The organism is Adlercreutzia muris (assembly GCF_008831045.1).
GTDB classification, from domain to species: Bacteria; Actinomycetota; Coriobacteriia; order Coriobacteriales; family Eggerthellaceae; genus Adlercreutzia; species Adlercreutzia muris.
This window is the reverse complement of record NZ_WAJS01000001.1, coordinates 1-12,614: the sequence shown is the minus strand read 5'-3', so window position 1 is coordinate 12,614 and position 12,614 is coordinate 1. Positions and strand designations below refer to the sequence as shown.

The following is a 12,614-nucleotide window of genomic DNA, read 5'->3' as shown; positions in this document are numbered from 1 at the left end:
CGGCCGCCGGCTACTCGCGCACGAAGGCACGGTCGGCCGCGGCGTCGTGGGCCTCGTCGGTCACGTAGCGCTCGACGGTCATGCGCACGTCGTGCATCTCGCGCAGCGCGGCAATGGCGCTCATCATCGGGGACGCATGATGCGCGTCGAGGGCCTGCTGGTCCTCCCAACTGTCGATGAGCAGCACGGTCTCGCCGCCGGCCAGGGGGACGAAGTACTCGTAGCGGAGGTTGCCCGGCTCGGCGCGGATGGCATCCACCGTGCCCGAGGCCGTCATCTCCTCGGCGAACCGCCGGGCGCTTCCGTCGGCGCCGTGGTAGTAGATGTTCACGGTGATGAACAGATGTCGAGGGGGCGGTTCCCTTGACATCCCGCCGGCATCTTCTTCCCACCGAAGAGGGGCGGCACGGGGTAAATCGCGCAGACCTCCCGGCTAACCCACTGCAGATGGCAGCTTTGGTTGACAGATTTCCAACCATGGTTGGTAGATGCGCGGCGGCCCTTCCGATTGAATCGAAGTGTGCTCATACTGGCATCGAGGAAAGGAAGCGCCATGAAATTCAACGAGCGGCTCATGGCCCTGCGCAAGAAGCGGGGCCTCTCCCAGGAAGAGCTCGGCTTCGAGCTGGGGGTATCGCGGCAGACGGTATCGAAGTGGGAATCGGGGCAGTCCTATCCCGACTTCCAGCGCCTGGTGCTGCTGGCCGACTACTTCGACATCAGCCTCGACGAGCTGGTGCGCGGCCTGGACGTGGGCGACGTGCGCGCCCTGAACGAGTCGGAGAAGCAGCTGTCGTCCATCTACGCCGACGTGGAGGGAGGCAAGGCCGCCATGCGCAAGTACATCCGCGTGCTGCTGGGCATCGGCGCGGCGATCCTGGCATTCTTCGCCGGCATCGTCTGCTACGCCGTGCTGTTCGCGTAGAGGCAGCTTTCTCGTACGCCATAATCTCCGCGAAGGTAAAACACGATCCCGTCCCCAAAGTCCAGATGATCACCGAGGACATCGCGGAGATGATCGGACTCATCGGAGCCTAGAGGCGCCTCCTCAACAAGCGGCCAGGGAGAGCAGCGGCCTAGATGTACGCCGTATCGCCAACTTGAATGTGGCCCGATCGTGCGCCTAAATAAAACTAGAGCCAGTCCCGGTGGAACCGGCCCTTACAAAGCCTCGAAGGCTTTGACATGTACGAGTATAGTGACAGGCTCACGTGGCTTTGTCAGTGAGTCGGGAGAGAAAGCCGAGATACAACACGAAAGCGTTTTGGTTGCCGTATCTGCCGCAGGCGTCATCTAACCGCTCCCTCAGATCCGAGAGCCTTGCGATAGACTCCTTCGAGGTCGGGCGGCAGCCCATCCTGTCGAACATGGCAAGCGTCTCCGTCAACTGCTGGATGCGCCCGTTCCTTAACTTCGATTTACGGCCCCTCCCCTTAGGTATGCCAATCTCGTCAAGCCATCTGTAGACGATGCTGGAGACACCCGTTGATGTCCTCGCTTCGTCCTTCAGTCCGTTGATGATGCAGCTCATAGACCTCCGAGAAGTTGCGCTTCGCCTCTTCATAGAACTTCTCGTTGACGAACTGCGAGTAGACGAAGAGCATGGCGCAGACGATTCCTAAAGCCGCGATTCACGTGACGATGATGGCAATTCTCGATCTAAGGTTCTTCATGTGATACGCTCCGAATCTGCAATCTGGCATCATCGCAAGCGTCATCGCCTGGAGTGCCGCTATTTCGCTCTGCTTAGCCGAAGCGACCTGACACATAGTCGGCTGTTCGGCTGTCTTTCGGATGCGTGAACAACGCATCCGTGTCACCTGCCTCAACCATCTCCCCTAGGAGAAAGAACGCGGTCTTGGTAGATACGCGAATGGCTTGCAGCATATTGTGCGTGACCATGATCACGGTGTATTTCGATGCGAGCTCGGTGACCAGATCCTCGATCTTCGCCGTGGATATCGGGTCGAGTGCGCTCGTGGACTCGTCAAGCAGCAACACTTCAGGCTGAACGGCAAGCGCACGTGCGATACACAGACGCTGCTGCTGGCCACCCGAGAGCCCAAGGGCACTCTTCTTCAGGCGATCCTTGACCTCATCCCAGATGGCGGCATCACGGAGCGACTGTTCCACAATCACGTTGAGCTCTTCTTTGCCCTTGATCCCGTGAGTACGCGGGCCGAAGGCGATGTTGTCGTAGATACTCATGGGGAAGGGATTGGGCTGCTGGAACACCATGCCCACGCGGCGGCGGAGGTCATTGACCGGCAGGCCACCATAGATGTCGTCGCCATCCAAGGAGACGCACCCGTCCACGCGGCAGCCGTCCACCAGGTCATTCATCCGGTTCAAGGTCTTGAGCAACGTCGACTTGCCGCATCCCGAAGGCCCGATCAGGGCCGTCACCTCGTTCTTCGGAAAATCGAGCGTGACGTCTTTGAGAGCATGGAACTCTCCGTAGTAAAGGTCGAGTCCCTCAACGCCCATCTTCGCTTCAGCGCCGGCAGCTTCCGCCCGCGCGCTCTGCATGCTTTGCTCCTTCTCAGGTTCCATGATTCTCTTTTCGGGTGCTGTGACTGCGTCCATCATCTACATTCCTCTCTTAAGTCTCTTTGCCGCGAAGTTCGCTCCCATGTTCAGAATCACGATGAGGATCAGGAGCACGACGGCTGTTGCATAGGTCTCGTCCATGTGAAGGCCCTCGCTTGCGAGCACGTACATGTGGACGGCAAGCGTCCTGCACGAATCGAAGATTGCGAAGATGCCCTGTCCACCGAAATCGGGGATCTGCGCCACGGTGCCAGCGGTGAAGAGGAGCGCGGCCACCTCTCCAACGCAGCGGCCAAGGGCAAGCAGCACGCCGCCCACGATGCCAGGAAGCGCGCTTGGCAGCACACAGCGAAAGATCGTCCTGACATGGCCCGCCCCCAATGCGAAGCCGCCCTGCTTGTAGGATTCGGGGACAGCGAGAAGCGCCTCTTCGGTAGTGCGCATCACGACGGGGAGCACCATGATGGCGAGCGTGCATGCGCCGGAAATGAGGGAAAGCCCCCATCCGAGCATGGTCGTGAAGAAGAGCAAGCCGAACAGACCGTAGATGATTGAGGGGATGCCCTGGAGCGTCTCTGCTGTCATGCGGACTGCCCTCACGAAGCGGCTCGATGAGCGCGCGTACTCCACCAGATAGATTGCCGCGCCAACGCCCGTCGGCACAGATAGCGCCAAAGCAAGCAGGGCCATCAGGATGGTATCGATGAGAGCGGGCATGAGCGAGACGTTCTCGGAAGTGTAGGTCCACTCGAACAGGGAGGGCTTGAGATGAGGGATGCCGTTTATAAGGATGTATCCCACGATCCCCGCCAGGACCAGAGCCGTGAGGATGGCTCCCACGTACACGAGAGCGCGCAGAATCTTCGATGTCATCGCTCCTCACCCCGCTTCTTGATGGCGCTGAACAGGAGGCTGATGAGCATGATGAAGACGAACAGCACGACGCCGGTTGCTATGAGAGCGCCCCTGTGGAGGTCGGCGGCATAGCCCATCTCCAGAACAATATTTGCGGTCATCGTGCGAACGCCGTCGAAGATGGAGTTCGGTATGACGGGCTGGTTTCCCGCGACCATAACGACCGCCATGGTCTCGCCGATCGCACGCCCGACTCCTAGCACGACAGCCGCCATGATTCCCGAGAACGCAGCAGGCACGAGGATGCGGAACACGGCCCGCTCATGGGTTGCGCCCAGGGCAAGGGCCCCCTCGTAGTAGCTTCTCGGAACGGCATCGAGGGCGTTCTTCGCCACGGTGATGATGGTGGGAAGGATCATGATCCCCAGCAGCAGGGATGCTGCCAGAAGCGAAAGGCCCCTGCCAGGCATCGTCATCCTGATGAAGGGGACGAGCACCATCAACCCGAAGAAGCCATACACGACAGAGGGGATGCCGGCGAGCAGCTCGATGCCCGGCCGCAGAACGGATGCGACCCTGCTGCCCGCAAAGCGCGACAGGTATATCGCCGTCAGGATGCCCGCCGGAACACCGACGAGGATGGCACCGGCGGTCACGTAGATGCTCCCCACGATCATGGGAAAGATGCCGTACATGTCGCTTCCCGGCTTCCAGGTGGTGCCCAGCAGGAACTCGGGGATGCCGATCTGGAACATCGCCGGAAGCCCGTTGGCGAAGAGGAACACGCATATCAGGGCAACTGCCAAGATCGAAATCGCGGCAGCGAGGGTGAACAGCACCCTTGCAAAGCCTTCTTTCCTTGCAGACTTCGACATATAGTTAGCCGATCACTTCTGCCCACGTGAGCGCTTCGCCAGAAAAGATCGCCTTCACTTGGTCGCTGGTGAGGCCGTCGACGACAGATGCGGGGGCGACGATCACGGCGATTCCGTCCTTGGCGATAGCCGTGGCGCTGACCCCGGACGAAGCCTCCGAATCCTTCAGGTCACGCGATGCCATACCGATGTCGCACGTGCCCTCGATGGCCATGTTGACGCCGGTGGTGGAGTCGGATTGCTGAACCTCGATGGTTACGTCAGGATTCACGGCCTTATACGCTTCGGCGAGCTTCTCCATGATGGGGGTGACCGAGGAGGACCCCGCGATCACAACTTTGCCACTTGCGCCAGTAGCAGTAAAGGGAGCCGCATTCTCGTCAACGCCTATGTAGCCGTTATCCTCGATGATCGCCTGACCATCGGAGCTCATGATGAAGTCCACGAAGTCCTGTGCCGGTGCGCTGAGGTTCTCGGCGAACACGATGTTGAATGGCCTGGACACCTTGTAGTCGCCGCTCTTCACGTTCTGCGCCGTTGCCTCGATGCCGTCGATCTTGACGGCCTTGACAGTATCGTTGAGCGAGCCGAGAGAAATGTATCCGATACCGTCGGGGTCGCTCGCTACCGACGTCATCATCACGGAAGTAGAGTTAGTGATGGCGGCTGCATCCGTCGTCATGTCAATCTTGTTGCCGCTCGCGTCCTTCTCTTCCAAGCCGAAAAGCTCTATGAACGCACCGCGCGTGCCCGAGCCATCTTCACGCGAGTAAACCGATATCTGATTGCTCGTCTGCGCCTCGGATGCGCTGGGACTCCCCGATTGGGTTTCGGGTGAAGAACAGCCGAAGGCGCTCATCATTCCGAGCGTGAGAATCGCCGCCGCAGCGATAGTGAGTACTTTTCTTGTCATGTTTTTGGTCATGTCGATTCCTTTCTCTGAAAGACGCCTCCTCTCACAGGAGGGAGCCTAAGAGGAGGCTCTGCTCAAGTATGGCCAAGCTGTAAGTGCGCCTTGTCAGAGGCCCGTAAAGTCTTTGCAAAGTTTCACGGCAGAGCAAATCGAAACGGGACACCTTCTTCTCAATTTGGAACATCTTTTTCTCGGATGAATCGCAGAGTTTTAGCCTTGCTCGTGAAATGTGCATCCCCGGAACTATCGGTGATATATACGGAATGCAGGCACCTTGATAACCGCATCGAATACTCATTTCGAGTTGTGTCACAACTGCGCGCTCTGCGCAAGCATGCGCTTGGGGCGTTCGCATCGTTGTGACGTTTATCCAAACACCCCATCATCGCGGTCAGCGACGCTGGCCGCCTCACATTCGAGAGGAAGCGACTATGAAGGAAACCTATGGCGAGAACATCAAAACCGTCTCAGTCCTTATGGGGCATGCGAGCTCCGCTTACACGCTCGACCTCTATGCGGCCTACGCGCCCAACACAGGCATAGGGATCGGCAAGCGCTACATGAGCTTCCTTCGAGCCGCCGCCTAGGCGCACGCTCGTGATGATTTGCTGAAATACCTAAGGGTGTTAAGGAGGTTAGAGTATAATGTTTTCCCACTGCGGGCGTGATTCAATGGTAGAATTTCAGCTTCCCAAGCTGACCACGCGGGTTCGATTCCCGTCGCCCGCTCCAGCGAACCCTCCGGCCCCGTCCCTCGACGGGGCCGTTTTGCATTTCGGGCCCGGTTGGCGCCACCCGAGCGACTCCTCCCAGAAAGGATGCCCATGAACGGCGCGGTCATTCGCCGCTGCTTCCATAGGCTCAGGCTCGGGCCGAGCACGTCACCCCCGGGAACTCGTCATCGTGCGCGTCCACAGCACCCCGAAACCAAAGCAGCCCGCCCGGCGCCGAAACGCGCGAGCGGGCTGCTCCTCGTCAATAGGCCCGAAAGACCCCAGAGCCCTATAGCGCCTCGGCAATTACCTCGCCCAAGCGACGGATGCCATCGCGAATGGTGTCGGCATCGGCATTGGTGAAGTTCAGACGCATAGTGGAATAGCTCCCCGGCTCGGCGTAGAAGGGCTCACCGGGCACGAAGGCCACGCAGCGCGCGAGCGCCTTCGGGAATAGATCCATGGTGTTGATGCCCGCCGGAAGCGTCGCCCACAGGAACATACCGCCCTGGGGCTTGGTGAACGCAACCTCGGCCGGGAAGAACTCCGCCATGGCATCGGTCATGGCCTGTGCCTGGTCGCGGTACAGGTCGCGAATCTTCACCAGATGCTCGTCCAAGTCGTTGTGGCGCAGATAGTCCAACACCACGAACTGGGAGAACACGTTGGTGTGCAAATCGGCGGCCTCCTTGGCCGTGTTCAGGCGACGCAGCAGCTCATGATCCTTCGTCAGCAGATAGCCCATGCGGAAGCCCGGCGTCACCGTCTTCGAGAACGAGCCCATGACCACCCCGTGGGGCAGCGCCGTGGCCCCGATATAGGGCAGGGATTCTCCTTCGAAGCGCAGCTCGCCATAGGGGTCGTCTTCCACCACCACGATGTTGCGATCAGCCAGAATCTCCCGCACCTTCGCGCGGTTCTCGGCCGTGTAGGTCAGGCCCGTGGGATTCTGGAAGTTGGGAATGAGGTAGATCATCTTCGCGCCGGCTTCGAGCGCCGCGGTCAACTCGTCGGTGTTCAGGCCCTCCTCGGTCAGCTCCACCTCGCGGAACACCGGCTGCTGTAGCGCGAAGGCCTGGATAGCGGCGAGGTAGGTGGGCTTTTCCACGATGACACCGTCGCCCTTGTCCAGCAGCACCTTGCCCAGCAAATCGAGCACCTGCTGCGAGCCGGTGGTCACCAGCACGTCATCGGCGGTGTAGTCGGTGCCGAAGCGGTGGTTGTAGCGCTCGGCGATCCATTCCCGCAGCTCGGGAATGCCCGCGGTCATCGAGTACTGGAAGGCCTCAGGCCCACGCTCGGCCACCACGCGCTGCATCGACTCCATGAGCTTTTCCTGGGGAAAGGAAATAGGATTGGGCAGGCCGCCCGCAAAGGACGTGATAGCCGGATCGGACGCCGCCTTCAGAATGGCGCGCACGAACGACGGCGGGGTGTTGGTGATGCCGTCGGACAGCAGCTCGTCGATGGCGAACTCCGTTGCAGTTTCAGTCGTGGTCATAGGTTGCCTCCGCTCGCTGGGAACTCTCCCTACCATTGTTCCACGAACCGCCCCTCGCTTACCCCAGTTTTTTGCCAACGCGCCGAAGTGGGGCGGGAACACGCACGACAGCGGGTTCCGCCGACCCCCGCTACATCCAGACCGTGATGAGATTCGGCTACCGCATGGGCGACTGAGAGCCTCGTGCGGCGAGAACCGTCCGGCAAGACGACCCTCTCTCCTTCCCCGCAGAGCCCCAGACGAGCCCCTTCCCCTGAGGCTGCCTGGGCCGCGCGCTTCTAGGCCCGAGAAGATCACGCGTCTGGCGGCATAATGGGATTTCGGCATATTTGCAGGGCTGGTAGGAGAAAGGAATCCCATGGATTATGCAGACCTCATCACCCAAAGAATCGAGTTTGCCCGCCAAGAACGCGGCATGAGCATCGCGGAGCTGGGGCGTCGCGCCGACATCGACGGCAAGCGCCTCTGGTACGTACTGCGGAAGAATCGCCCCATGCGCACCGATGAGTTCATGCGCCTGTGCTTCGTACTGGGCCTCGGCACCCAATGCTTCCTCACCAAGGCCATGGCCGCCGAGTTGAGTGGCCGACGGCGACGCGTGGCCGAGGAATTCGGCAGAGGAGCGACCGGTCCCATCGGGGGCGCCCTGCGTCCTTAGCCCCTCCAGCAACGGGCGAGCCCCGGCGGGGAGGAGCCGGGGCTCGCCTATGAGGGATCAGGCGGCGCCCGAGGGCACAGCGCCGCGGGGAGGGTCCAAACGATCCCGGCCACCAACGGCGGGGCCGGGATCGCCCACCTTACGCCAAGGCCTCGGCCACCACTTCGCCGACGTTCTTGCCGAACACCTCGATATCGCACACCGCATTGCCGCCGATGCGGTTGTTGCCGTGAATGCCGCCGGTCACTTCGCCGGCCGCGTACAGCCCGGGAATCGGGTTCCCGCTCGCATCGAGGGCCTCGTTCTTCGTGTTGATGCGAATGCCGCCCATGGCGTGGTGAATGCCCGGCGCCACCTTGATGGCGTACATATTGCCATCGACGAAGGCGATGCAGCCCTCGGTGCGCCCGAATTCGTCGGCGGCGCCGTCGGTGGTGATGGCGTTGTAGGCGGCGATGGTGTCGGCCAGGGCCGCGGCGTCCACGCCGATGGCGCTGGCAAGCTCCGCCACGCTGGCGCCCTGCTGCACAATGCCGGCGTCGTCGTACTTGCTGATGGCCTTGTTGGCGTCATAGACCTGCTGGTCGAACACGCACCAGGCGAATCCGCCGGGCTGCTCCAGCTCGGCTGCCGACACCTTGTCGCGCGTGGACATCTCGTCGAAGAAACGGTTGCCCTCGGTGTTCACGAGAATGGCTCCGCCGCCGCGCACGCCCTCGGCTACCAGGGTGGACGTCTCCTGCTCAACGGTGGGATGAATCTGAATCTGATCCATCTGAATAAGCTCGGCGCCGGCGTTCTCTGCCATGACGTAGCCATCGCCCGTGGCCCCCGGCTGGTTGGTGGTCACATAGCCCGCCAGATCGGGGCGATACTTCGTCACCATATCCTGGTTCGCGCCGAGGCCGCCCGTCGCGAGAATAACGGCGCGGGCGTTGAGGTTCTTCGCCTTGCCCTTGTCATCCACGGCGATGCCCACCACGGCGTCGCCGTCCTTCAGCAGCTCCTTGGCCTCGCAGCTCATCTTCACCGGAATCCCGCGCTCCTCCACGGCGGCCATGAGGCCGGGAACCAGGGTCAGGCCCACGGCCGAGCCGTCCGTGGGACGATGGCAGCGCTTCGTGGACATGCCGCCGGTCATGGTGATGTTGTCCAGCTTGATGCCGAGGCCGTCCAGCCAGTCGATGGCGCCGGCCGAGTTGTCGCACATGAACTGCACCAGCTCGGGATCGCCGGTGTCATGGCCGCCCTCCAGCGTCTCCGCGGCGAAGGCATCGTTGCTGTCCTCGATGCCCTGATCCTTCTGGAACGTCGTCTCCGAGGCGTTCATGCCGCTCGAGGAGTAGTTGGTATTACCGCCGTTCACGGCCATCTTCTCCAGAATCACGATATTCGTGAGGCCGCGGTCGTAGGCGGCAATGGCGGCCGACAGGCCCGCGCCGCCCGTGCCCACGATCACCGCATCGTAGTCCTCGCTCTCCGCCGGGCTCTCGCTGGCCGCCTTCGACGGCGTGCAGCCCGTCAGACCGAAACCGCCGAGAGCCACCAGCGCCGCCGTGGCCCCCATCCCGGCGACAAAGCCGCGGCGGCTCAGCAGCCGCGATGCCTCCATGCCCGACGGGCTTGCGATGCCGTTGATGAATCCGTTCATGATTGCTCCCTCCGAAATGAGAATGGATTGAGAAGGGGCCCGGCGCCAGCCTGAGCCGGGCCCTCCCGCAGTGCCCCTGCATCATCGGAAAAACGCCGGGTGAGAGCTACACCCACCATGGGTGTATTTTCCCGAATAGGCTATACTGGGGCACCGTATCTGCATCGGAACCGGCCGAGAGGAGGCAGCCCGTGAACCCGTCGCCCACGTCATCGAGGGAGCGCCGAAGCGTCCTCGGCGCCGGCTGCGGTCTCGCGCTCATGTTCGCCGGCGTGTGGACGTGCGACAATGCCACCCTGGCTCTGGCGGATCTGCCCGGAGGTTACCTCTCCATCCGCTTCTTCTCCCTCATCACCTACGGCTTGGCCCTCGCCTTCGCCTGGCGCATCGGCTCCTTTCCCATTGCGGGCCCCCGGGCCGATCGTCGCAAGAAGACGCTTCTTGTGGAGTTCGTCATCGCGGGCGGCGTTCTGTTCGCCATCGGAGTCGTAGCCCTCATCCTCGCAATCGGCGACCCGCGAAACCCCCTGGCCATCGGGGGAGCCCTGCTCATGAAATGCGTGGGGCCGCTTCTCAGCGTCGTCCTCCTCTTTGAATTCGCAGCCCTTCCCCACCTCCTCGTTATGCGAACCACCGCCGTGGCCATGGCCGGGGCCTTCGCTTTCGAGGCTTTGGCGAAATCGGTCGGCGAGACCGTCGGCGCAAGCCCCGTGACCTTCCTGGCTCTCGGAGCTGCGGCCCTCATCGGAGCTGGAAGCGTCAGCCTCGCCCTGCTCGACAGCACCCGCACTGCCGCGGATGCCGATCATGAGACCCGCGAGACGGTGCCCCTCTCGCGGCCCCAGCTCGCCTCCGTCATACTGTGCATCGCCGTAACCTCCCTCATGCTGGGCTTCATGCGCAGCGGCGAAACCCCGAGCAATTCCGTGGGAACGCTGGCCGCCCTGGTAGTTCTCACCGGGGTGCTCCTGGCCGTGCGGCGCTTCCCCGCGTTCGATCTCAACGGCTGCTTTCGCATCGCGACCATCTGCGTGGCGGCAGGATTGCTCTTCGGGCCCCTTCTCGCGCTGTTGCCCTTCGACGGCAGCGCCCTACTCGTCGGTATCGGCACCGCCCTCTTCGAGATGCTCATCTGGGTCATCTCCGCCGTCGTCGTCCGCTCGCAACTGAGACCCCTCCGAGCGGCGGCGGCCGTTCGCCTTCTCGCCGTCGCAGGTCACGGCCTGGGAGCCCTCATGGCCGTCGGAGCGATCTGGGCAAGCACCGTCATTCCCCAGGCCACCGAAGGAGCGGGGCTCATTATCGTCTTCCTCTTCGTGCTCATGCTGCTCTTCGTCGCCAAAAGCGATGCAGCCCTCGAAGAGGAGGATCACGCGGACCCTCAAGCCGAAGCCATCGTGAGCACCACCGAGAGCAGCATTCCAGAAACACCCGCCGCCGCACCGATCGGAGCCAGCGCTGCCGTTCTTGATAGCGCCATCCCCGCTGACGGCAGCCGCAGCGACCCCTCATCCGCTCCGGTGGAAGACGCTGCTGCGGAGGCCCCTAGCACGCAGCACTTTTGGGAAGATCCCTGCGCCGAGCTTGCCCGCACGTGGGGTCTGACGCGCCGGGAACAGGAGGTGCTCGTGCAGCTGGCTCAAGGGCGCGATCTCGCCTTTATGGAAGAGCGGTTCACACTCTCGCGCAACACCGTGAAGATGCACATCCGCAATGTCTACGCCAAGCTCGGAGTCCACGGGAAACAGGAAGTCATCGATCTCGTCGAGGCGACCCGCCATCGCGGAGCACCCTTCAGTCCGGTCCCTAAGCCATAAGCAGAGCCGCGGCGAAGGTCGCAGCCCCGGTAAGGATACCAGCCAATGCCCCGGCCACGATATCCCGAGGAAAGTGCACGCCCCCTAATACGCGGCACCATCCCAAGGCACCCGCACAGGTCATAAGAGCAACGGCAACGGAAGCGCTCGCAACGAACCAGCACGTCGCAATGGCGAAGGCCGAGAAGGCATGACGCGAGGGAAATGACCGCCCCACTCCCTCGCGGGGAATGAGCGGCGTGAATGCGCAGCGCTCATAAGGCCGAGGCGCATTGAAACGGCGCCGGAAAAGGCTTATGAGCCCGAAGGCCACGGCCGGGATCCCCGCAAGAGGCACCAGCCGCAGCGGAGCATGGAGGGCCTCCACCAGCAGCAAAGCCCCATAGGCCCCATAGAACAGCAGCGTCAGCAGTCGATTGGCAATCACAAGGGCCCGCAGGCATCGAGGATGCTCCCGCAGAACCATCGCGCGACACTCATAGCGCTCGGCATAGGCCGCAACTCGCTCGTTCTGTCCTACCACTCGAAAACGCCTTTCTTCCGACAAGTCCGCCCCACGACGCCTCACCTCCCGCCACTGCCCGCAAAGGCTGCAATCCGGGACGACGAAGCGGAGATCGCGCACAGCACGGCCCCGGGGAACCGGCCCCAAAAACAAAAAAAGACACCCTATGCGGCGTCTCTCATTCTAATGCATTTCGGGAAGGGCCCTCCCGCGGAACCGGCCGCCCGGGAGTCCCGGCGCCGCGGCGGCGCGCGGCCCATCCGGCAAACCGGCCCGAGAACAAAAAAGCGCCCCGCACGGGCGCCGGCGGCGATGGCGTTGCCCTGGCCGCGCCCGGAGGACCAGAGGGGCCCAGAAAGCAAAAGGCACCCCGCAGGGTGCCGAAGACGGCATCGGCCCCGTTCGCCGGGGGCGTCAGCGCCGGCGCAGGGCCGGAGCGGGCCCGGGGCGCGATGGGAAAGCGCCCCCTGCGAGCGGAACGACCTGTCCTCCCGCGGCCTCGCGCCGCAGTACTTTCGGCGAGGTGGGGCTTAACTGCCGAGTTCGGAATGGGATCGGGTGATCCCCCACTCCATG

13 protein-coding genes, 1 tRNA gene and 1 rRNA gene are annotated in these 12,614 nt (G+C 62.5%); 5 read left to right on the top strand and 10 right to left on the bottom strand.

Annotated features, from left to right (window positions below; all coding sequences use genetic code 11):
• Positions 1 to 10: 10 nt before the first annotated feature.
• Positions 11 to 370 (bottom strand): putative quinol monooxygenase, encoded by a 360-nt coding sequence (locus tag F8D48_RS00070; RefSeq protein ID WP_205717296.1) that lies wholly within the window; start codon positions 368 to 370, stop codon positions 11 to 13.
• 183 nt (positions 371 to 553) lie between these two features.
• Between F8D48_RS00070 and F8D48_RS00065 the strand changes: the two genes are divergently transcribed.
• Positions 554 to 925: a helix-turn-helix domain-containing protein gene (locus F8D48_RS00065; protein WP_151429462.1), complete on the top strand. Its 372-nt coding sequence runs from the start codon at positions 554 to 556 to the stop codon at positions 923 to 925.
• A 282-nt stretch (positions 926 to 1,207) separates the two neighbouring features.
• On the opposite strand, the gene F8D48_RS00060 is transcribed toward F8D48_RS00065, so the two are convergent.
• The 5 genes from F8D48_RS00060 to F8D48_RS00040 all read right to left on the bottom strand — a co-directional run bounded on the left by F8D48_RS00060 (position 1,208) and on the right by F8D48_RS00040 (position 5,205).
• Complete coding sequence (locus F8D48_RS00060) at positions 1,208 to 1,531, bottom strand: hypothetical protein (protein ID WP_151429461.1); 324 nt, start codon at positions 1,529 to 1,531, stop codon at positions 1,208 to 1,210.
• 215 nt (positions 1,532 to 1,746) lie between these two features.
• Positions 1,747 to 2,589 (bottom strand): phosphate ABC transporter ATP-binding protein PstB, encoded by an 843-nt coding sequence (pstB, locus tag F8D48_RS00055; protein ID WP_476930791.1) that lies wholly within the window; start codon positions 2,587 to 2,589, stop codon positions 1,747 to 1,749.
• Positions 2,590 to 3,423: a phosphate ABC transporter permease PstA gene (pstA, locus tag F8D48_RS00050; protein ID WP_135970602.1), complete on the bottom strand. Its 834-nt coding sequence runs from the start codon at positions 3,421 to 3,423 to the stop codon at positions 2,590 to 2,592. It abuts the gene before it with no gap.
• Positions 3,420 to 4,280 (bottom strand): phosphate ABC transporter permease subunit PstC, encoded by an 861-nt coding sequence (gene pstC / locus F8D48_RS00045; protein ID WP_136845907.1) that lies wholly within the window; start codon positions 4,278 to 4,280, stop codon positions 3,420 to 3,422. The genes pstA and pstC overlap by 4 nt, the downstream gene beginning before the upstream one ends.
• 4 nt (positions 4,281 to 4,284) lie before the next feature.
• Positions 4,285 to 5,205, bottom strand: coding sequence for a substrate-binding domain-containing protein (locus tag F8D48_RS00040; protein ID WP_236650685.1), 921 nt, complete (start codon positions 5,203 to 5,205; stop codon positions 4,285 to 4,287).
• A 419-nt stretch (positions 5,206 to 5,624) separates the two neighbouring features.
• Between F8D48_RS00040 and F8D48_RS11525 the strand changes: the two genes are divergently transcribed.
• Positions 5,625 to 5,780, top strand: a complete 156-nt coding sequence (locus F8D48_RS11525; protein WP_160324788.1) for a hypothetical protein — start codon at positions 5,625 to 5,627, stop codon at positions 5,778 to 5,780.
• A 71-nt stretch (positions 5,781 to 5,851) separates the two neighbouring features.
• A tRNA-Gly gene (locus F8D48_RS00035) sits at positions 5,852 to 5,925 on the top strand.
• Positions 5,926 to 6,195: 270 nt separating this feature from the next.
• On the opposite strand, the gene F8D48_RS00030 is transcribed toward F8D48_RS00035, so the two are convergent.
• Positions 6,196 to 7,407, bottom strand: coding sequence for an aminotransferase-like domain-containing protein (locus F8D48_RS00030; RefSeq protein ID WP_170272665.1), 1,212 nt, complete (start codon positions 7,405 to 7,407; stop codon positions 6,196 to 6,198).
• Between the two features lie 358 nt (positions 7,408 to 7,765).
• Between F8D48_RS00030 and F8D48_RS00025 the strand changes: the two genes are divergently transcribed.
• Positions 7,766 to 8,065: a helix-turn-helix domain-containing protein gene (locus F8D48_RS00025; protein WP_135970604.1), complete on the top strand. Its 300-nt coding sequence runs from the start codon at positions 7,766 to 7,768 to the stop codon at positions 8,063 to 8,065.
• Positions 8,066 to 8,204: 139 nt separating this feature from the next.
• Here the strand turns inward: F8D48_RS00025 and F8D48_RS00020 are convergent, their stop codons facing one another.
• Positions 8,205 to 9,716: a flavocytochrome c gene (locus F8D48_RS00020; RefSeq protein ID WP_236650684.1), complete on the bottom strand. Its 1,512-nt coding sequence runs from the start codon at positions 9,714 to 9,716 to the stop codon at positions 8,205 to 8,207.
• A 191-nt stretch (positions 9,717 to 9,907) separates the two neighbouring features.
• Between F8D48_RS00020 and F8D48_RS00015 the strand changes: the two genes are divergently transcribed.
• Positions 9,908 to 11,533, top strand: a complete 1,626-nt coding sequence (locus F8D48_RS00015) for a helix-turn-helix transcriptional regulator (protein WP_151429460.1) — start codon at positions 9,908 to 9,910, stop codon at positions 11,531 to 11,533.
• Here F8D48_RS00015 and F8D48_RS00010 read toward each other — a convergent pair.
• Positions 11,523 to 12,056, bottom strand: coding sequence for a phosphatase PAP2 family protein (locus tag F8D48_RS00010; protein WP_135970606.1), 534 nt, complete (start codon positions 12,054 to 12,056; stop codon positions 11,523 to 11,525). The two genes, F8D48_RS00015 and F8D48_RS00010, sit on opposite strands and share 11 nt — an antisense overlap.
• 452 nt (positions 12,057 to 12,508) lie before the next feature.
• A 5S ribosomal RNA gene (rrf, locus tag F8D48_RS00005) occupies positions 12,509 to 12,614 on the bottom strand; the annotation flags it as partial.